Source organism: Allobosea sp. 01N443, from assembly GCF_056399325.1.
This window is the reverse complement of sequence record NZ_JBFTRC010000159.1, coordinates 1-18,069: the sequence shown is the minus strand read 5'-3', so window position 1 is coordinate 18,069 and position 18,069 is coordinate 1. Positions and strand designations below refer to the sequence as shown.

Here is an 18,069-nt window from a genome sequence, read left to right as displayed (position 1 = left end):
ATCCTCTTCACAAACTCAACCGAACAGCAGACGGCCGAGCAGGTAACCCAGAATGGGGAAGAACCCCATGGTGCCGATCAGAAAGACGATCCTGAACAGCCTGATGCGCCGTTCGTAATCGTCCTTCTCCTCGCGTGTCGTCGAGGTGTCCGTCCGGCGCAGCGCGCGCTCGACGAGATCTCCGACGACCTTGTAGTCCACCCACCCCAGGACCAGACCGACGGCAGCGCCGATCAGCCCCGCAGCGGATAATTCCATCAGCGCACCGGCCCCCAGCCAGTGATCTGCAGCACTGCCGCCACGACCACCACCGGAGGAGTACTCGACCATGAAGCCGGCGACGAGCTCGGACTCCGCTTCCGGCAGATCGAAGGGCGGCCGGTTCGTCTCGGCCAGGGCCGAGATGAAGAAGACCACGAACATCGGGAACAGCGGCAGGAAGAACCAGCGCAGCATGCCCCAGCTCGTGTTCTGCGCCTCCACGATGGCTGACAGGTTCAGCGAGCCGACGCAGAGCAGGACGGTGATGATGACGAAGCCGATCGAGACTTCGTAGGAGACCATCTGGGCCGCTGAGCGCAGGGCGCCGAGGAACGGGTATTTCGAGTTCGAGGCCCAGCCGCCCATGATCACGCCATAGACGCCGAGCGACGAGATCGCGAAGATGTAGAGGATGCCGACATTGATGTCGGCGATCGCCCAGCCATCCGCGACCGGGATGACCGCCCAGGCCGCGAGCGAGAGCACGCAGGAGACCAGCGGGGCGAGCAGGAAGACGCCCTTGTTGGAGCTCGACGGGACGATCGGCTCCTTGAAGACGAATTTCAGCAGGTCGGCGAAACTCTGGAACAGGCCGAACGGCCCGACCACGTTCGGGCCGCGCCGAAGCTGCACCGCCGCCCAGATCTTGCGGTCCGCCAGCAGGATGAAGGCGATGAAGACGAGCAGGCAAACCAGCAGCAGCAGGCTCTTGCCGAGAATGATCGCGAGATCGAGGACGATATCCCAGTTCATCTGGCCTTACTCCGCCGCCTGCCGCATCCGGCCGGAGGCCAGCGCCGAGCATTCCGCCATCACGGCCGAGGCACGCGCGATCGGGTTGGTCTGGTAGAAATCAGCGACCGGCGAGGCGAAGCCAGCCTTGTCGGTCTTGCCGCCAAGTCCCGCAAGGGCGCCAAGCGAAGAGGCGTCAGCGGCCGGAAGCGTATCGAGYCCGGCGAAATGGGGATGGGCAGCGTAGAGTGCCTGGCGCAGCGCCGCGAGCGAGTCGAAGGGCAGGGTCTTGCCGAGCACACCGGAGAGCGCCCGCAGGATCGCCCAATCCTCGCGGGCATCGCCCGGCGGGAAAGTGGCACGATCGGTCATCTGCACCCTGCCCTCGGTGTTGGCATAGGTGCCGGACTTCTCGGTATAGGCGGCGCCCGGGAGGATGACATCGGCGCGATGCGCGCCACGGTCGCCATGGGTACCCTGATAGATCACGAAAGCCCCGGCCGGGACTTCGACCTCGTCGGCGCCGAGCAGGAACAGCACGTCGAGTGCGCCGGGCGAAACCATGCCGACGACATCGCGTGCACCCTCGCCCGGCACGAAGCCGAGATCGAGCGCACCGACGCGGGCGGCTGCGGTGTGCAGCACGCCGAAGCCGTTCCAGCCGTCCTTGACCGCGCCCAGCACCTGTGCCGCCTTGGCGGCGAGCGAGAGGATCGCCTCGCCGTCCGCGCGGGCGAGAGCGCCCTGCCCGACCAGAACCATCGGCTTGTCGCCGGCAGCCGGAGCGCGCTTGACGAGATCGGCGAGGGTCTCGGGACCAGCGCCGAGATAGTCATGGGCGTAGGTCAGATCGGCCTGTTCGCCGATCAGCGAGACCTTGAAGTCACCGCGCAGCCAGCGCTTGCGGATGCGGGCGTTGAGGATCGGCGCTTCCCTGCGCGGATTGGCGCCGATGATCAGCAGCGAGGTCGCATCCTCGATCCCGGCGATGCCGGCATTGAGGAGGTAGCTGGCGCGACCATGCCTGGGATGCAGCTTCGTACCATCCTGGCGGCTGTCGATATTGCCGACGCCAAGCGCGGCCATCAGGCTCTTCAGCGCGAAAACCTCCTCGACCGCGGCAAGGTCGCCAACGATCGCGCCGACGCGCTCAGGCCCGGTCGCGTTCAGCCGGTCCGCGATCAGCGCAAAGGCCTCGTTCCAGCTTGCAGGCTTCAGCGCGCCGTTCTGCCGGATATAGGGCCGGTCGAGACGCTGCGTGCGCAGGCCGTCGACGACATGGCGGGTCTTGTCGGAGATCCACTCCTCGTTCACCGCCTCGTTGATGCGCGGCAGGATGCGCATCACTTCGCGGCCACGGGAATCGACCCGGATGGCGGAGCCGACCGCATCCATCACGTCGACGGATTCAGTCTTGGTCAGCTCCCAGGGCCGGGCCTTGTTCTGGTAGGGCCGCGAGGTCAGCGCGCCGACCGGGCAAAGATCGACGATATTGCCCTGGAGTTCCGAGCCCATCGCCTGTTCGAGATAGGTCGTGATCTCCATGTCCTCGCCGCGGCCAATGGCGCCGAGATCGGTGCCGCCGGCGACTTCGGTGGTGAAGCGGACGCAGCGCGTGCAGTGGATGCAGCGCGTCATGGTCGTCTTCACCAACGGGCCGATATACTTGTCCTCGACCGCGCGCTTGTTCTCGGCATAGCGGGAATTGTCCACGCCATAGGCCATCGCCTGGTCCTGCAGGTCGCACTCGCCGCCCTGGTCGCAGATCGGGCAGTCGAGCGGGTGGTTGATGAGCAGGAACTCCATCACCCCTTCGCGCGCCTTCTTGACCATCGGCGACTTGGTCGAGACGACCGGCGGCTCGCCATTCGGGCCGGGGCGCAGGTCGCGCACGCCGATGGCGCAGGAGGCCTGGGGCTTCGGCGGCCCGCCCTTCACCTCGACGAGGCACATGCGGCAATTGCCGGCGATCGAGAGGCGCTCATGGAAGCAGAAGCGCGGCACCTCGGCGCCGGCAGCCTCGCAGGCCTGGAGCACGGTGTAATCGGCCGGGACGTCGACCTCGATGCCGTCGATGACGAGTTTGGTCATGGTCTTACTCCGCCGCCATCAGCCGCGCCGGCTCGGAATGCGGATTGGCGGCATAATCGTCGATGCGCTTTTCGATCTCGTGACGGAAATGCGCGATCAGCCCCTGGATCGGCCAGGCCGCGGCATCGCCCAGCGCGCAGATCGTGTGGCCTTCGACCTGCTTGGTGACGTCCAGCAGCATGTCGATCTCGCGCTTCTGCGCCCTGCCCTCGGCCATGCGGTTGAGCACGCGCCACATCCAGCCCGTGCCCTCGCGGCACGGCGTGCACTGGCCGCAGCTCTCATGCTTGTAGAAATAGCTGATGCGGGCAATGGCGCGGACGATATCGGTCGACTTATCCATGACGATCACCGCGGCGGTGCCAAGGCCCGAGCGCAGCTTCGAGAGCGAATCGAAATCCATCGGCGTGTCGATGATCTGCTCGGCGGGCACCATGCGCACGGAAGAGCCGCCGGGGATGACCGCGAGCAGGTTGTCCCAGCCGCCGCGGATGCCGCCGCAATGGCGGTCGATCAGCTCGCGGAACGGGATGCCCATCACCTCTTCGACGTTGCAGGGCTTGTTCACATGGCCCGAGACGCAGAACAGCTTGGTGCCGACATTGTTTGGATTGCCGAGCGAGGAGAACCAGTTCGCGCCGCGGCGCAGGATGGTCGGCGCCACCGCAATCGACTCGACGTTGTTGACGGTGGTCGGGCAGCCATAGAGGCCGACATTGGCCGGGAATGGCGGCTTCAGCCGCGGCATGCCCTTCTTGCCTTCGAGGCTCTCCAGAAGTGCCGTCTCTTCACCGCAGATATAAGCCCCGGCCCCGTGATGCACATAGAGATCAAACGGATAGCCGTGCTTGTTGTTCTTGCCGATGAGGTTTGCCGCATAGGCCTCGTCGACGGCGCGCTGCAACGCCTCGCGCTCCCGGACGTACTCGCCGCGAATATAGATGTAGGCCGCATGCGCGCCCATCGCGAAGGAAGCGATCAGGCAGCCTTCGACCAGCGTATGCGGGTCGTTGCGCATGATCTCGCGGTCCTTGCAGGTGCCGGGCTCCGATTCGTCGGCATTGACGACGAGGTAATGCGGACGCCCGTCGTTCTGCTTCGGCATGAACGACCACTTGAGTCCGGTCGGGAAGCCGGCGCCGCCGCGCCCGCGCAGGCCCGAGCGCTTCATCTCGTCGATGATCCAGTCGCGCCCCTGCTCGAGCAGGAACTTGGTGCCGTCCCAGGCGCCACGCGCCATGGCGCCCTTCAGCGACAGGTCGTGCCGGCCGTAGAGGTTCGTAAAGATGCGGTCGCGATCTGCGAGCATGTCTCGCCTCACTCTTTCGGCTTGTCGCTGGGCTTGGCAGCCCGCGTACGGCGCGCCGGCGCATCGGCCGGCTTCGCAGATTCAGCAACGGCGTCCTTGTCGACCTTGCCGCCGGCTGCCGGTGTGTCCTGCGCGGAGCCCGCAGGCTGGGCCGGGGACGAAGGCTTCGGACGGGCGGGAGCCGCCGTCTCGGTCGCAAGCTTGGTCGCAACCGCTGCCGGCGTCGCCTCAGCCGCCTTGGCCGCTGCCTCCGCCGCAGCCGTGGCAGCTGCAGCCTCGGCCGCTGCCTTGCGCTGTTCGGTGACGCGAGCCTGCCAGTTGCCGGCCCCGATCACGGAGCCGTCATAAAGGCCCGGATCCTTCAGCGTTTCGCCACCGCCGACCGGTTCCGAGCAGGAGCGGTCGATCTGCGGGCCGGGCTTCGTCGGCCGATCATGTCGCAGATCGTCGAGGAGCGCGCGGAAATTCTCGGGCGTCAGGTCTTCGTAATAGTCGAAATTGACCTGCGCCATCGGGGCGTTGCAGCAGGCGCCGAGGCATTCGACCTCGAGCCAGGACAGTTTGCCATCGGCAGATACGGTCGATTGCGGGCCGATGACGTCTTCGCAGACCTTCTTCAGCGCCTCGGCACCGCGCAAGGCGCAAGGCGTCGTGCCGCAGAGCTGGATGAAATGGGCTCCGACCGGCTGCAGATTGAACATGGTGTAGAAGGTCGCGATCTCCAGCACGCGCATCGGTGCCATCGAGAGCTTCTTCGCCACCGCCTCGATCGCGGCGCGCGGAACCCAGCCGTGATGCTGTTCCTGGGCCTTCCACAACAGCGGAATCACGGCGGAAGCCTGCCGGCCTTCCGGATATTTGGCGATCTGCTGATCAGCCCAGTTCTCGTTCGCCGCAGTGAAGGCGAAGGACGCGGGTTGAACGTGATCGGGCGCGAGACGACGGACGGACATTAGCGGTCCACCTCACCAAAAACGATGTCGAGAGAGCCGAGGATTGCGGAGACGTCCGCCAGCATGTGCTTGCGGCACATGAAATCCATGGCCTGGAGATGGGCGAAGCCCGGAGCCTTGATCTTGCAGCGATAGGGCTTGTTGGTTCCGTCGGAGACGAGATAGACGCCGAACTCGCCCTTTGGCGCTTCGACGGCGGCATAGACCTCGCCTTCCGGGACCTTGTAGCCCTCGGTGTAGAGCTTGAAATGGTGGATGAGCGCTTCCATCGAGCGCTTCATCTCGCCGCGCTTCGGCGGCACCATCTTGCCGTCCAGCGAGGAGACCGGGCCGCCACCATCGGCAGTCAGCAGCTTCTCGCAGCACTGCTTCATGATGCGCACGGATTGGCGCATCTCTTCCATGCGGATGCAGTAGCGGTCGTAGCAGTCGCCGTTCTTGCCGATGGGGATGTCGAATTCCATCTCCTCATAGCATTCGTAAGGCTGGCTCTTGCGCAGGTCCCAGGCGGCGCCGGAGCCGCGCACCATCACGCCCGAGAAGCCCCATTTCCAGCAGGTGTCGAGATCGACGACGCCGATATCGACATTGCGCTGCTTGAAGATGCGATTGTCGGTGAGCAGTCCTTCGAGGTCGTCGCAGACCTTGAGGAAGGGGTCGCACCATTCGGCGATATCGTGGATCAGCGAGGGCGGCAGGTCCTGGTGAACGCCGCCCGGCCGGACATAGGCCGCATGCATGYGCGCGCCACAGGCCCGCTCATAGAAGATCATCAGCTTCTCGCGTTCCTCGAAGCCCCAGAGCGGCGGCGTCAGCGCACCGACGTCCATCGCCTGCGTGGTGACGTTGAGGATATGCGAGAGGATGCGGCCGATCTCGGAATAGAGCACGCGGATGAGCTGGCCGCGCCGCGGCACGGTCACCCCCATCAGCTTCTCGACCGCGAGCGAATAGGCATGCTCCTGGTTCATCGGCGCGACATAGTCGAGCCGGTCGAAATAGGGCAGCGCCTGCAGATAGGTCTTGGCTTCGATCAGCTTCTCGGTGCCGMGATGCAGCAAGCCGATATGCGGATCGACGCGCTCGACGATCTCACCGTCGAGCTCCAACACGAGGCGCAGCACGCCATGTGCCGCCGGGTGCTGCGGCCCGAAGTTGATCGAGAAATTGCGGATGTTGTGCTCGGTCATTCTCAGCCCGCCTGTTTCGCGGCGAATTCGGCGACGACCTGCGCGCCGGTCTTGCGCGGCCGCTCTCCTGCAAAGGCATAGAGCGCTGGCTTCTCGTCGATGAAGATTTCTTCGGTGAAGGCAAAGGGCGAAAGGTCGTCGAAGCTCTGCAAGGAGACGGCGACATGCCCCTCTCCGCCGCGCAGCCGCCAGAACAGACTGGAGCCGCAGGTCCTGCAGAACACGCGCTCGCCCCAGTCGGAGGACGGATACACGCTGAGCGAAGCGTCATCGTCCACAGTGACCCCGGTGCATGGCACGGCCATGAAGGTGCCGCCGCTCCATTTCCGGCACATGCCGCAATGGCAGACATCCATTTCCAGCTTCTCCGGCACGGCCACAAAGCGGACCGCACCGCAGAGACAGCCTCCGGACAGGGATTTGTCGGCAGCAGCCATCGCGTTCAGGCTCCCTTCGCCTTCTCGTCACCTGGCAGCACGTAATCCGTGCCTTCCCAGGGACTCAAAAAGTCGAAATTCCTGAATTCCTGGCTGAGCTTCACGGGTTCGTAGACGACCCGCTTCTGCTCGTCGTCATAGCGAACCTCGACGAAGCCGGTCAGCGGGAAGTCCTTGCGCAGCGGATAGCCCTCGAACCCGTAATCGGTGAGGATTCGACGCAGATCCGGGTGCCCCGAGAACAGGATTCCATAGAAGTCATAGGCCTCGCGCTCGTACCAGTTCGCGGCCGGGAAGACATCGATGATCGACGGAACGGGAGTCGCCTCGTCGGTCTGCACCTTGACGCGGATACGCCGGTTATGGCGCGGCGACAGCAGATGATAGACGACGTCGAAGCGCTTCTCGCGTGCGGGATAATCGGCGCCGGCGATATCGGTGAAGTTCACGAAGCGAAAGCGCGGATCGTCGCGAAGCGTCGCCATGACCTGGACGATCGACGCAGCCTCGGCCTCGACCGTCAGCTCATCGAAGGCGACGATAGCGTTCACGACCGCGCCGGGCAGCGCAGCCTTGATCTCTTCACCGAGTGTCACGAGCTCTTCGCTCATCTCAACCTCAACCTTTTCGCCGCTCGCATCGTCACGACCGGAGCAATCCCCGCCAGGGTGCGGGGGCGTTAGCGTTCGATCGTGCCGGTGCGCCGGATCTTCTTCTGCAGCAGCAGCACKCCATAGAGCAGCGCTTCCGCAGTCGGGGGGCAGCCGGGGACATAGATGTCGATCGGCACGATGCGGTCGCAGCCGCGCACCACCGAGTAGCTATAGTGGTAATAGCCGCCGCCATTGGCGCAGGAGCCCATCGAGATGACGTAGCGCGGCTCGGGCATCTGGTCATAGACCTTGCGCAGCGCCGGAGCCATCTTGTTGGTCAGCGTTCCGGCAACGATCATCACGTCGGACTGGCGCGGGGACGCGCGTGGCGCGAAGCCGAAGCGCTCGACGTCATAGCGCGGCATCGACAGCTGCATCATCTCGACGGCGCAACAGGCGAGGCCGAAGGTCATCCACATCAGCGATCCGGTACGCGACCAGTTGATCAGGTCGTCGGTCGCCGTGACGAGGAAACCCTTGTCCGCGAGTTCGTTGTTGATCTCGACGAAGAAGGGATCGCGCGCACCCACCGGCTTCCCGTCCGGGCCGAGCAGCCCCCGGGGCGCGGGCGCGACGAGCGGATCGCCGCGGTCGATCGCTGTGATTGCCATGAAACTACCCTTGTGAACCCGTTACCGTCAGATCAACACCGAGGCGGCGCCTCGCGAGCCGGCGGTTAGTCCCACTCCAACGCGCCCTTGCGCCATTCGTAGACGAATCCGACGGTCAGGACGCCCAAAAAGATCATCATTGACCAAAAACCATACCAGCCGAGATCGCCGAACGCGACCGCCCAGGGAAACAGGAAGGCGACCTCGAGATCGAAGATGATGAACAGGATCGAGACCAGATAGAAGCGGACATCGAACTTCATGCGCGCGTCATCGAACGCGTTGAAACCGCACTCATAGGCGGAGAGCTTTTCAGCGTCCGGTTTTGAATACGCGACGGCGAACGGTGCGATCAGCAGCGCAAGACCGATGACCATGGAAACGCCGATGAAGATGGCCAGCGGCAGGTAGTCGCTCAGCAAGGACGGTACAGGTAATGCTTGCATGGACAACCTCGCTTCGCGGGCCCAGACCCGCGGCACACGCATCGGCAGTCGATTAGCCCCTACTCTAGAATCACGCAAGGGTTCGCCGCGTCGCACAACCGCGCCACGGCAATGAACCAGACGCATTGCACGCAATTTTTACCGCAAAACCGATAGCTCGCACCAAGTAGCAGGCGCACGCCGCGACAAGATGGTTACGAATCGGCTTTATTGCGGGAATCAGCCGCCCCAGGAGCGAGACGCATGGTCCGACCACTCCACCGTATCGCGGCGCTCGCGAYTCTGGCCGGAAGCTTGCTCGCCCCCGCCGGCGCAACACATGCCGAGAGTATCGATCTCACCCGCGCGACCTGCGCCGATTTCAGCGCCATGACCAGCAACGACCAGAGTCAGCTCGTGCTCTGGCTCGCCGGCTATTATGCCGGCGGCGCGCAGCGTCCGTTGCTCGACGTCGAGAAGGTCACCGCCGCGCCTGCCGAACTTCTCTCGCTCTGCGGAAAGACGCCGCAGCTTCCGCTCCTCGGCGCCGAGACACGCGCCGTCTTCCTGCCAGCGCCCACCCCCTGAGATGCCTTTGCCTAAGTCCTTGCCTACAGGAAATACCGGATCGCCTCTGCCGCTCAGGTTCCCGTTGCCGCTGCTCGCGATCGTCTTCGCCTTGTCGGCATCTCACGCCGGCGCAGAGGACGGCCAGATGATGCTGGCGCCGCTCCCGCCCGGACGTCCCTTCGATCTGGACCTGCCGGCAAAGGCGGCGATGCCTGCCATCGTGGTCCCTCCCCCGGCCGCCCCGGTTCTTGCTCCCGTGCCAGTCGCCGAGCAGGCCGATTCTCCGCCGGCCCCGAATTCGCCTGCCGTCACGGAGCCCGATGAAGATGAAGGCCCGGAATGGCCGAAGCTGACACCCGGCCAGAAGGCGGGAGCGGAGCCGGCCTTCGATCCGGACGAAAAACCGGACCGGCCGGGCATCTCGACTGACCCCGGCACCTCGACCGCCTGCCTGCCGCAATTACTCAGATCGATTCTCGGCAAGATTGCCGACAAGTACGGAGCCGTGAAGGTGACCTCGACCTGGCGACCGCCCTGGCGCGCCCGGCGCGGCTCCTATCATAAGCGCTGTGAGGCCATGGATTTCCGCGTACCCGGCGTGCGGCCGCGCGTCGTGCTCGACTATGCCCGCTCGCTGCCGGAGGTCGGCGGCCACAAGGTCTATTGGAACGGACTTATCCACATCGACACCGGACCACGCCGGCCCTGGTGAGACTGGAGGGGCCTTATCCTGGCTTCCTCCGCTCTCAAGGCTTGAAGGCGCGGCGATGAAGCCTTAAACCGCAACTCGCAGGGGCGGTTAGCTCAGTTGGTAGAGCATCTCGTTTACACCGAGAGGGTCGGCGGTTCGAGCCCGTCACCGCCCACCAGCGCCCGGCACCATGAATTCAGGCCAGTTCCCGCCCTGGTTCCGGCAGAGCGCGCGGCCGGTGTGCTCATCTAGCCCCGTTCCGTCCGCGATCGCCGCCCCCAGGAATTCGTTCAGGCTGTCGCGGCAACGGGTGTCGATCGGTCCATAGCCCTGTTCTGCACTCTCGATCGGCAGGGTGGTTGATCGCACCGTACATGCGACGGCCCTTTGACCCTTTTGCAAGGCACCGGCCGTGAAGTGTCGTCATCCTGTGCACGCGGACAACGCCGCAGAGGTCGCCGAGCCGTTCACAGGGACGCCGTTCTCGTGACGTGCACGATGATCCAGGGAGCGACCCACAGCAGCAGCAGCAAGACGAGGATCAACAGCCACGTTCGCTGCCATCCGCACAATCCGACCAGTTCACGGCCGGGGAGATGAGAACTGCTGGCGCCTCCCCTGGACCGTGCCCCGTCGTTTCGCTCATCTGCTCGAGCAGTTTTCCGATCGTGTCGCCCCGCACCGATCATCGCCGGGAGATCTGACGGATCGCGCCATCGAGACAGCCCAGTATGTGAGCGTCGCGAGCCTCTGAGCGGAGCAGCGCCGGATGGTCGCCAGCCCGCTCCACAGGCCCGCCGGGCGGCCAGCTGGTTACCCTCCCGATCGGGTCGTTCATCTGCGCTGCCCGCGGGTCTGCGACGCCATGCGCCTCAAGCCGGAGGCGGAGTTCCGCTCGCAATTGTCGAATGCGCGTCGCGTCCGTCATCGTTTCGCCCCCGCCCGGGACTGTTGGTTAACCACAGGTAAGCATGAGCAGATTTCGGCCGGCAAGCGGATTCATGTGCGAACAAAAAGCCGGCAATGGAGCGGGCTCGCCGCTCCGCGATGCCATGAAGCCGCCCTCTCCAATGGGGGTAGCCGTTGCGAGCGTGTTCGAAAGTTGTCGGCCGAACCGGCCTGTTGATAACTCGGCTGAGGTGCTTCGACTGAGGAGCGTGCCGAATCCATCTTTGGACCGGTCCCCGGCCCTTTTTCGGGGTTCTGAGCCTCTGCCCGGTTCGAGCTTTCACGGGGCGCGACGGATCATGCGAGCAGCCGAAAGTGCCGATGCAATCGAGCTTGAGGCGACTTGTGTCTCGTTTTGCACTGCAAAAGTCGGCGGCTTGCGCCTGCCGGCGCACCCGACGGTTTGGAATTTGGGGAAGATGAATTTTGCCGGCACCTCGCGCTTGACACCGCCGGCCCGGCACCCTAATCCCAACCTCGCTGAGGCCAAGACGCCTTAGCCGCCCAGCGCGGGCGTAGCTCAGTTGGTTAGAGTGCCGGCCTGTCACGCCGGAGGTCGCGGGTTCGAGCCCCGTCGCCCGCGCCATTTATCTCAAGCAGATAGATGAAAATTCGCATCCACCGTTACAAGCGGTTTTGGATGATGTTGGGCTCGGGGATGACTGCTCCTCCCGCTTTCGCCTCTCATTGTTTTCGGTGTGGTCCAAGCACGGTTTCGAGCGCTCCGTCACGACCTGCTTGATGCGTCGAAGTGACCGCCGCAGGCGCTGCAGATTCGCCGTCAGCACGCGCCGTCGATTCTCGCTTCGAATTGGAAGACGCTCTCGCGCCTATGGCACCGGTCGTAGCCACAGGGTGTGAATCACGCCGTCGTCAGTCCAGCCGATTCCGCATTCCAGCACGCCCGGCGCGGCGAAGCGCGCCTCATAGACATCGACCCCACTCTGTCCGACGCCGTTGAAGCGCAGCGCCTCCAGCGCCCCCTTGGCCAGCAACACAGCGCTCACCAGGGAGAACTGCTCCTCGACGGCCACAGCCAGTTCCGGGCTCATCTTCTCGACATAGCGATGTCCTGCCTGATGCTCCTCGATGACGCGGCGCAGGGTCGTCTCGCTGTCGGGATGCGGGAGGTTGGACTGGACCCTGCGGCCCAGCGCCTCTGCGATCCTCCAGGCCTCGTCCGCGCTGATGCGCTCGGCCATCGATTCGTGACCATCCTGATGGAGGACCAGGGCCTCGGCGCGCCCGCCAGGACCGGGAACAAAGCTGACCTGCGCTGCTGGAAACTTCAGAAAGAACTTCGTGGCGCTCTCGGCAAAGAGTTCCACGGGCATCTGCCCCGACGCTTCCAGAAGAAGCAACTCGCCTCTACGGCTGATCGACAGTATCAGCCCGGAGGTGAGCCGGTAGTCCCCGACATAGCCGTCGAGCAGGGCCGGATCGATTGCGATCGCGGAGCGCGGCCGCGCTTGCTCATAGCGCCGCCAGGCGACTTCGTCGGTCTGCGTTTCACTCATCGTGGCCTCCTTCGCCAGCTTGATCAGTTCGTCGGTCGACAATGAGCCGCCGGTCGACAGCTTCGCCCGCGCCGCCCCGACCAGGGACAGCCCACGCTCGGTACGGCTGTGCTGCTCCCGCAGGGCGGCTTGCTGCAGCGTCAGGATGCGATCGAGATCGACCGCCTTGCCCTGCAGCAGCGCGGTGATGCGTGCCAGGCTGAGCCCGAGCTGCTTCAGCGCAAGGACTTCATGCAGGCGGGCGATCTCGTCGGCGCCGTAGAGCCGCCACCCCTTCTCGCTGCGGCGCGGCTTGATCAGGCCGCGCTTCTCGTAGAGGCGCAGCGCACGCGCCGTCAGGCCAATGCGCTCGGCGCATTCCTGGGCGGCCAGCAGGGTGTCTCTGTCGGATCGGTTGCTCATCTCTGCTCCTCGACCCCGGCGTAAGCTATGACCCAGGGACCGGCTCAAGCGCCTTCTTCGGCGAACGGTGGTCGAGCGGAGCCCAGCGCAATCACGGTAGCCATCCGGAAACGAAAAAGGCCGGCAGCGACGCTGCCGGCCTTCTGGTCACTCGTGTGTCGTGCGGGATGAACGCGTCAGTGGGCGACGAGCCCACCCGAAGCGTCATCCTCGGCCGCCTTGGGGCGAACCGCCGAGAGGTCCTCCTCCCAGACGATCGGCACCGGCTGGCGGATCAGCGCGTGCTGGAGCACCTGCTCCATGCGTGCGACCGGCACGATCTCCAGGCCGCTCTTCACCGACTTCGGCAGGTCGATCAGATCCTTGGCGTTGTCCTCGGGGATCAGCACCTTCTTGATGCCGCCTCTCAGCGCAGCCAGGAGCTTCTCCTTGAGGCCGCCGATCGGCAGCACCCTGCCCCGCAGCGTGACCTCGCCGGACATAGGATGCCGCTGCCGAGATCGATTCCTTCATCACGTCCCGCAGATTGCCCGTGACGGTCATCTTGCCCCGACCGGGCATCATGACGCCTTCGATCGTCAGCAGTTCGCCGCCGACCTCCGTCCAGGCAAGACCCGTGACAACACCAACCTGATCCTCGGTCTCGGCTTCGCCATAGCGGTAACGCGGCGGGCCGAGATAGTCCTCGAGCACGGTCGGAGTGATCGCGACCTTCTTCTTCTTGGTCAGGATGATGTCCTTCACCGCCTTGCGCACGGTGTTGGAAAGCTCGCGCTCGAGGTTGCGGACGCCGGCCTCGCGCGTATAGCGCCGGATCAGCGTCATCAGGGCCTCGTCATCGATCGACCATTCTTTGGATTCAAGGCCGTGCTTCTTGATCGTCTCCGGGATCAGGTGACGACGAGAGATCTCGACCTTTTCTTCCTCGGTGTAGCCAGCAATGCGGATCACCTCCATGCGGTCCAGAAGGGCCGGCGGAATGTTCAGCGTGTTGGCCGTGGTCACGAACATGACGTTCGAGAGGTCGTAGTCGACCTCCAGATAGTGGTCGTTGAAGGCGGCGTTCTGCTCGGGATCAAGCACCTCGAGCAGGGCCGCCGAGGGATCGCCACGGAAGTCCTGACCCATCTTGTCGATCTCATCGAGCAGGATGAGCGGATTGGCGGTCTTCGCCTTCTTCATCGACTGGATGATCTTGCCGGGCATCGAACCGATATAGGTGCGCCGGTGGCCACGGATCTCGGCCTCGTCACGCACGCCGCCGAGCGACATGCGCACGAACTCGCGGCCGGTCGCCTTGGCGATCGACTTGCCGAGCGAGGTCTTGCCGACACCGGGAGGGCCGACGAGGCACAGGATCGGGCCCGCGAGCCGGTTGGCGCGCTGCTGTACGGCCAGGTATTCGACGATGCGGTCCTTGACCTTGTCGAGACCGTAGTGATCGTCGTCGAGCACCTGCTGGGCGACGGCGAGGTCCTTCTTGATCTTCGACTTCTTGCCCCACGGAATGCCGAGCATCCAGTCGAGATAGTTGCGGACCACCGTCGCTTCGGCCGACATCGGCGACATCTGGCGAAGCTTCTTCATCTCCGCCATCGCCTTGTCGCGGGCTTCCTTGGAGAGCTTGGTGTTGACGATGCGCTCTTCCAGTTCGGCCAGTTCGTCGCGGCCTTCCTCGCCGTCGCCAAGCTCCTTCTGGATCGCCTTCATCTGCTCGTTGAGATAGTACTCGCGCTGGGTCTTCTCCATCTGGCGCTTGACGCGCGAGCGGATGCGCYTCTCGACCTGCAGAACCGACATCTCGCTTTCCATCAGCGAGAGCACCTTCTCCAGCCGGTGCGCAACATTGACGATCTCGAGCACGGCCTGACGGTCGGCGATCTTGACGGCCAGGTGCGAGGCAACCGTGTCGGCAAGCTTGGAGGGCTCGTCGATCTGCGAGACGGCGGCGACGATCTCGGGCGAGATCTTCTTGTTGAGCTTCACATAGCTCTCGAACTCGCTGACGACAGAGCGGCCGAGCGCCTCGACCTCGACCTTCTTGCCTTCTTCCTCGGAGAGCCCGATCGCATCAGCCTGATAGAAGGCTTCCTCGGCGACATAGGACGTCGCCTTGGCGCGGCCGACGCCCTCGACCAACACCTTGACGGTGGAGTCGGGCAGCTTCAGCAGCTGAAGCACGCGGGCAAGCGTGCCGATCTCATAAATGTCCTTGGTCGCCGGATCGTCATCGCCGGCGTTCTTCTGCGTCGCAAGCAGGATCAGGCCGTCGGTCTTGACCACTTCCTCAAGGGCGCGAATGGATTTCTCGCGCCCGACGAAGAGCGGGACGATCATATGCGGGAAAACGACGATGTCGCGCAGGGGGAGAACCGGATAGGTGCCGGTCTCGCCGGGAACGAAAGGAGCGCGGGGCGCCGAGCCAGTCATGACTTATCCTTTGCAGTTGCGCCCGGCGAACCCCCTGATGGGCGGAACGATCGGACGTAAGCGGCAAGACGACCATTCGCCTGACCGCCCCCGCGGGCCCCGCCCTTAGAAGGCGCGCGACTCTCGCAGGTGCACCTAAAGTGGAGGCTTCTGTGCCGGCTTTCAAGCAAGCCGAAGACGTCTTCCAACGTTGCTTTGTCGCAAGGAAAGATTCCGGCAAGGCAACAGCCTTCCGAACGCAAAACGCGCGCCAACAGGCGCGCGTTCCCGAAATGGCCAAATTCAGCGGAGCTCAGGCCGAGGCCGACTTCGTTTCTTCCTCGCGTTCCGCATAGATGAAGAGCGGACGCGACTTGTTCTCGACAGCCTCCGGCCCGATCACGACCTGCTCGACGCCTTCCAGCCCTGGCAGTTCGTACATGGTCTCGAGCAGGATGCTCTCCATGATCGAACGCAGGCCGCGTGCGCCGGTCTTGCGCTCGATCGCCTTGCGCGCGATCAGGCTGACGGCCTCATCGGTGAAGGTGAGCTCGGTATCCTCCATCTCGAAGAGGCGCTGATACTGCTTCACCAGCGCGTTCTTCGGTTCGGTCAGGATCGTCTTCAGCGCCGCCTCGTCGAGATCCTCGAGCGTCGCCAGAACCGGCAGACGGCCGACGAATTCCGGGATCAGGCCGAATTTCAGCAGATCCTCGGGCTCGACCTCACGGAAGATCGCGCCGGTACGGCGGTCGTCCGGGGCCTTCACAATCGCGCCGAAGCCGATCGAGGTGCCCTTGCCACGGCTGGAGATGATCTTGTCCAGCCCGGCGAAGGCACCGCCGCAGATGAACAGGATGTTGGTGGTGTCGACCTGCAGGAATTCCTGCTGGGGATGCTTGCGCCCGCCCTGCGGCGGCACGGAGGCGACCGTGCCTTCCATGATCTTGAGCAGCGCCTGCTGGACGCCCTCGCCCGAGACGTCGCGGGTGATCGAGGGATTGTCTGACTTGCGGCTGATCTTGTCGATCTCGTCGATATAGACGATGCCGCGCTGTGCCCGCTCGACATTGTAGTCGGAGGCCTGGAGCAGCTTCAGGATGATGTTCTCGACATCCTCGCCGACATAGCCGGCCTCGGTCAGCGTCGTCGCATCCGCCATCGTGAAGGGCACATCAAGGATGCGGGCGAGAGTCTGCGCGAGCAGCGTCTTGCCCGAACCGGTCGGCCCGATCAGCAGGATGTTCGACTTCGCCAGCTCGACGTCGTTGTGCTTCGTCGCGTGCGAAAGCCGCTTGTAGTGGTTGTGAACCGCGACCGAGAGCACCTTCTTGGCGTGGTCCTGGCCGATGACATAGTCATCCAGCACCTTGCGGATCTCGCGCGGGGTCGGGACGCCGTCCTTCGACTTCACCAGCGCGGATTTGGATTCCTCGCGGATGATGTCCATGCAGAGCTCGACGCACTCGTCGCAGATGAACACGGTCGGTCCCGCAATCAGCTTGCGAACCTCGTGCTGGCTCTTGCCGCAGAAGGAGCAGTAGAGCGTGCTCTTCGAATCGCCGCTGCTGACCTTACTCATCGTTCATCTCCATTTCCGGAGTCGGTCCACACCAGCCGAAGCGGATGCGGGCGTCGTCTCTCCGTCATAATAGGCCRCTCAGTTCGCGATTATTAGGTTAACGCGTCAGGTCGAGACATCCGACCTGAAAACCTGACCCAAAACCGGACACCAGCTGCGCCTGTCCGCTCACCCGAGTCCCCATGCAAGCATGGGGCCGCTTTCCAAATCAATATGGGACGCCCGGCTGATCAAGCCAACCCACAGATAGCGGGGCGGCTCGTCGCAGCCGACACCAGACGGGAGCCGAAACGCCCAAGGCGTGTTTCGGCCCCTGCCCGGTTCTCCATTCCGGCCCGATCAGGCCGCGGCGTCTTCGGGACGCCGATCAATGACCTTGTCGATCAGGCCGAAATCACGGGCCGCCTCGGCAGTCATGAAGTTGTCGCGCTCGAGCGCAGCCTCGACCTCGTCGTAGTTGCGGCCGGTATGCCTGACATAGATCTCATTCAGCCGGCGCTTGAGGTTCTCGACCTCGCGTGCGTGGATCAGGATATCGGTGACCTGGCCCTGAAAGCCGCCGGAGGGCTGGTGCACCATGATGCGCGCATTCGGCAGCGCGAAGCGCATGTCCTTGGCGCCCGCGGTCAGCAACAGCGAGCCCATCGAGGCCGCCTGCCCGACGCACAATGTCGTGACCGGGCAGCGGATGAATTGCATCGTATCATAGATCGACAGGCCCGACGTGACCACGCCGCCCGGCGAGTTGATGTAGAAGGAAATTTCCTTCTTCGGATTCTCGGCCTCGAGGAACAGCAGCTGCGCCACGATCAGCGAGGCGGAGAAATCCTCGACCGGGCCGGTCAGGAAGATGATGCGTTCCCGCAGCAGGCGCGAGTAGATGTCGAAGGCGCGCTCACCGCGGCTCGACTGCTCGACCACCATCGGGACGAGATTGTTGTAGGTCTCGATCGGATCGCGCAGCATGGGTCTGTCCTTGGGGTCGCGGTCGCCGGGAATCAGCGGATTTCGTGAATACCATCCACATAAGCACGCGGATCGTGGCTGAAAAGGGAAGCGCCGCCCTGGCCATTGCCGGGCGGCGCCAATCTTGAATCAAGGTTTCCGAAAGTCTCAGGCCGAAGCGTCGTCGGCCTTGGCAGCGTCGTCCGCCTTGGCCTCGGACTTCTTGGCCTTCTTGGCGGCTGCCTTCTTCGGCTTGGCCTCACCGGCCTCCTCGGTGGCGTCCTCATCGGCGTAGAGCGCCTCGCGGCTGACCGTCTGGTCCTCGACCTTCACCTGGCTGAGC

The 18,069-nt window shown here is 64.2% G+C and carries 15 protein-coding genes, 2 tRNA genes and 1 pseudogene; 4 read left to right on the top strand and 14 right to left on the bottom strand.

Going from position 1 to position 18,069, the window contains the following annotated elements; translation table 11 throughout:
- Positions 1-15: 15 nt before the first annotated feature.
- The 9 genes from AC1DRP_RS27700 to AC1DRP_RS27660 form a co-directional block, all read right to left on the bottom strand.
- Entirely contained in the window at positions 16-1,014 is a 999-nt protein-coding gene (locus AC1DRP_RS27700) for an NADH-quinone oxidoreductase subunit H (protein WP_476770130.1), read from the bottom strand.
- A gap of 6 nt (positions 1,015-1,020) precedes the next feature.
- Entirely contained in the window at positions 1,021-3,084 is a 2,064-nt protein-coding gene (gene nuoG / locus AC1DRP_RS27695; RefSeq protein ID WP_476770129.1) for an NADH-quinone oxidoreductase subunit NuoG, read from the bottom strand.
- 4 nt (positions 3,085-3,088) lie between these two features.
- On the bottom strand, positions 3,089-4,393 hold the full coding sequence (gene nuoF / locus AC1DRP_RS27690; protein WP_476770128.1) for an NADH-quinone oxidoreductase subunit NuoF: 1,305 nt from the start codon (positions 4,391-4,393) through the stop codon (positions 3,089-3,091).
- A gap of 8 nt (positions 4,394-4,401) precedes the next feature.
- The gene (gene nuoE, locus AC1DRP_RS27685; RefSeq protein WP_476770127.1) at positions 4,402-5,346 is read right to left on the bottom strand and encodes an NADH-quinone oxidoreductase subunit NuoE; all 945 of its coding nucleotides are present in this window, start codon (positions 5,344-5,346) and stop codon (positions 4,402-4,404) included.
- Positions 5,346-6,536 (bottom strand): NADH-quinone oxidoreductase subunit D, encoded by a 1,191-nt coding sequence (locus tag AC1DRP_RS27680; RefSeq protein ID WP_476770126.1) that lies wholly within the window; start codon positions 6,534-6,536, stop codon positions 5,346-5,348. The genes nuoE and AC1DRP_RS27680 overlap by 1 nt, the downstream gene beginning before the upstream one ends.
- Before the next feature lie 2 nt (positions 6,537-6,538).
- The gene (locus AC1DRP_RS27675; protein WP_476770125.1) at positions 6,539-6,973 is read right to left on the bottom strand and encodes a GFA family protein; all 435 of its coding nucleotides are present in this window, start codon (positions 6,971-6,973) and stop codon (positions 6,539-6,541) included.
- Positions 6,974-6,978: 5 nt separating this feature from the next.
- A complete protein-coding gene (locus AC1DRP_RS27670) occupies positions 6,979-7,584 on the bottom strand; it encodes an NADH-quinone oxidoreductase subunit C (protein ID WP_476770124.1) in 606 nt (201 codons plus the stop codon).
- Between the two features lie 68 nt (positions 7,585-7,652).
- Positions 7,653-8,237: a NuoB/complex I 20 kDa subunit family protein gene (locus AC1DRP_RS27665; protein WP_069880655.1), complete on the bottom strand. Its 585-nt coding sequence runs from the start codon at positions 8,235-8,237 to the stop codon at positions 7,653-7,655.
- Positions 8,238-8,302: 65 nt separating this feature from the next.
- On the bottom strand, positions 8,303-8,683 hold the full coding sequence (locus AC1DRP_RS27660) for an NADH-quinone oxidoreductase subunit A (protein ID WP_069882720.1): 381 nt from the start codon (positions 8,681-8,683) through the stop codon (positions 8,303-8,305).
- Positions 8,684-8,926: 243 nt separating this feature from the next.
- On the opposite strand from AC1DRP_RS27660, the gene AC1DRP_RS27655 reads away from it, so the two are divergent.
- From AC1DRP_RS27655 to AC1DRP_RS27645, 3 genes are all read left to right on the top strand, one after another.
- Positions 8,927-9,250 carry an HdeA/HdeB family chaperone gene (locus AC1DRP_RS27655; protein ID WP_476770123.1) on the top strand — a complete coding sequence of 108 codons (324 nt, stop codon included), beginning with the start codon at positions 8,927-8,929 and terminating at the stop codon, positions 9,248-9,250.
- A 64-nt stretch (positions 9,251-9,314) separates the two neighbouring features.
- The gene (locus tag AC1DRP_RS27650; RefSeq protein WP_476770122.1) at positions 9,315-9,944 is read left to right on the top strand and encodes a YcbK family protein; all 630 of its coding nucleotides are present in this window, start codon (positions 9,315-9,317) and stop codon (positions 9,942-9,944) included.
- Between the two features lie 81 nt (positions 9,945-10,025).
- Positions 10,026-10,101 (top strand) — tRNA-Val (locus AC1DRP_RS27645).
- On the opposite strand, the gene AC1DRP_RS27640 is transcribed toward AC1DRP_RS27645, so the two are convergent.
- Positions 10,089-10,292: a hypothetical protein gene (locus AC1DRP_RS27640; RefSeq protein WP_476770121.1), complete on the bottom strand. Its 204-nt coding sequence runs from the start codon at positions 10,290-10,292 to the stop codon at positions 10,089-10,091. The genes AC1DRP_RS27645 and AC1DRP_RS27640 overlap by 13 nt on opposite strands.
- Before the next feature lie 1,088 nt (positions 10,293-11,380).
- Here AC1DRP_RS27640 and AC1DRP_RS27635 point away from each other — a divergent pair.
- A tRNA-Asp gene (locus AC1DRP_RS27635) sits at positions 11,381-11,457 on the top strand.
- 244 nt (positions 11,458-11,701) lie between these two features.
- On the opposite strand, the gene AC1DRP_RS27630 is transcribed toward AC1DRP_RS27635, so the two are convergent.
- From AC1DRP_RS27630 to AC1DRP_RS27615, 4 genes and pseudogenes are all read right to left on the bottom strand, one after another.
- On the bottom strand, positions 11,702-12,790 hold the full coding sequence (locus AC1DRP_RS27630; RefSeq protein ID WP_476770120.1) for a MerR family transcriptional regulator: 1,089 nt from the start codon (positions 12,788-12,790) through the stop codon (positions 11,702-11,704).
- 176 nt (positions 12,791-12,966) lie between these two features.
- Positions 12,967-15,220, bottom strand: a pseudogene (gene lon / locus AC1DRP_RS27625) (endopeptidase La).
- Between the two features lie 292 nt (positions 15,221-15,512).
- Positions 15,513-16,781 (bottom strand): ATP-dependent Clp protease ATP-binding subunit ClpX, encoded by a 1,269-nt coding sequence (gene clpX, locus AC1DRP_RS27620; RefSeq protein ID WP_441491880.1) that lies wholly within the window; start codon positions 16,779-16,781, stop codon positions 15,513-15,515.
- Positions 16,782-17,120: 339 nt separating this feature from the next.
- Positions 17,121-17,747 (bottom strand): ATP-dependent Clp protease proteolytic subunit, encoded by a 627-nt coding sequence (locus tag AC1DRP_RS27615; protein WP_441480223.1) that lies wholly within the window; start codon positions 17,745-17,747, stop codon positions 17,121-17,123.
- Between the last annotated feature and the right edge of the window lie 322 nt (positions 17,748-18,069).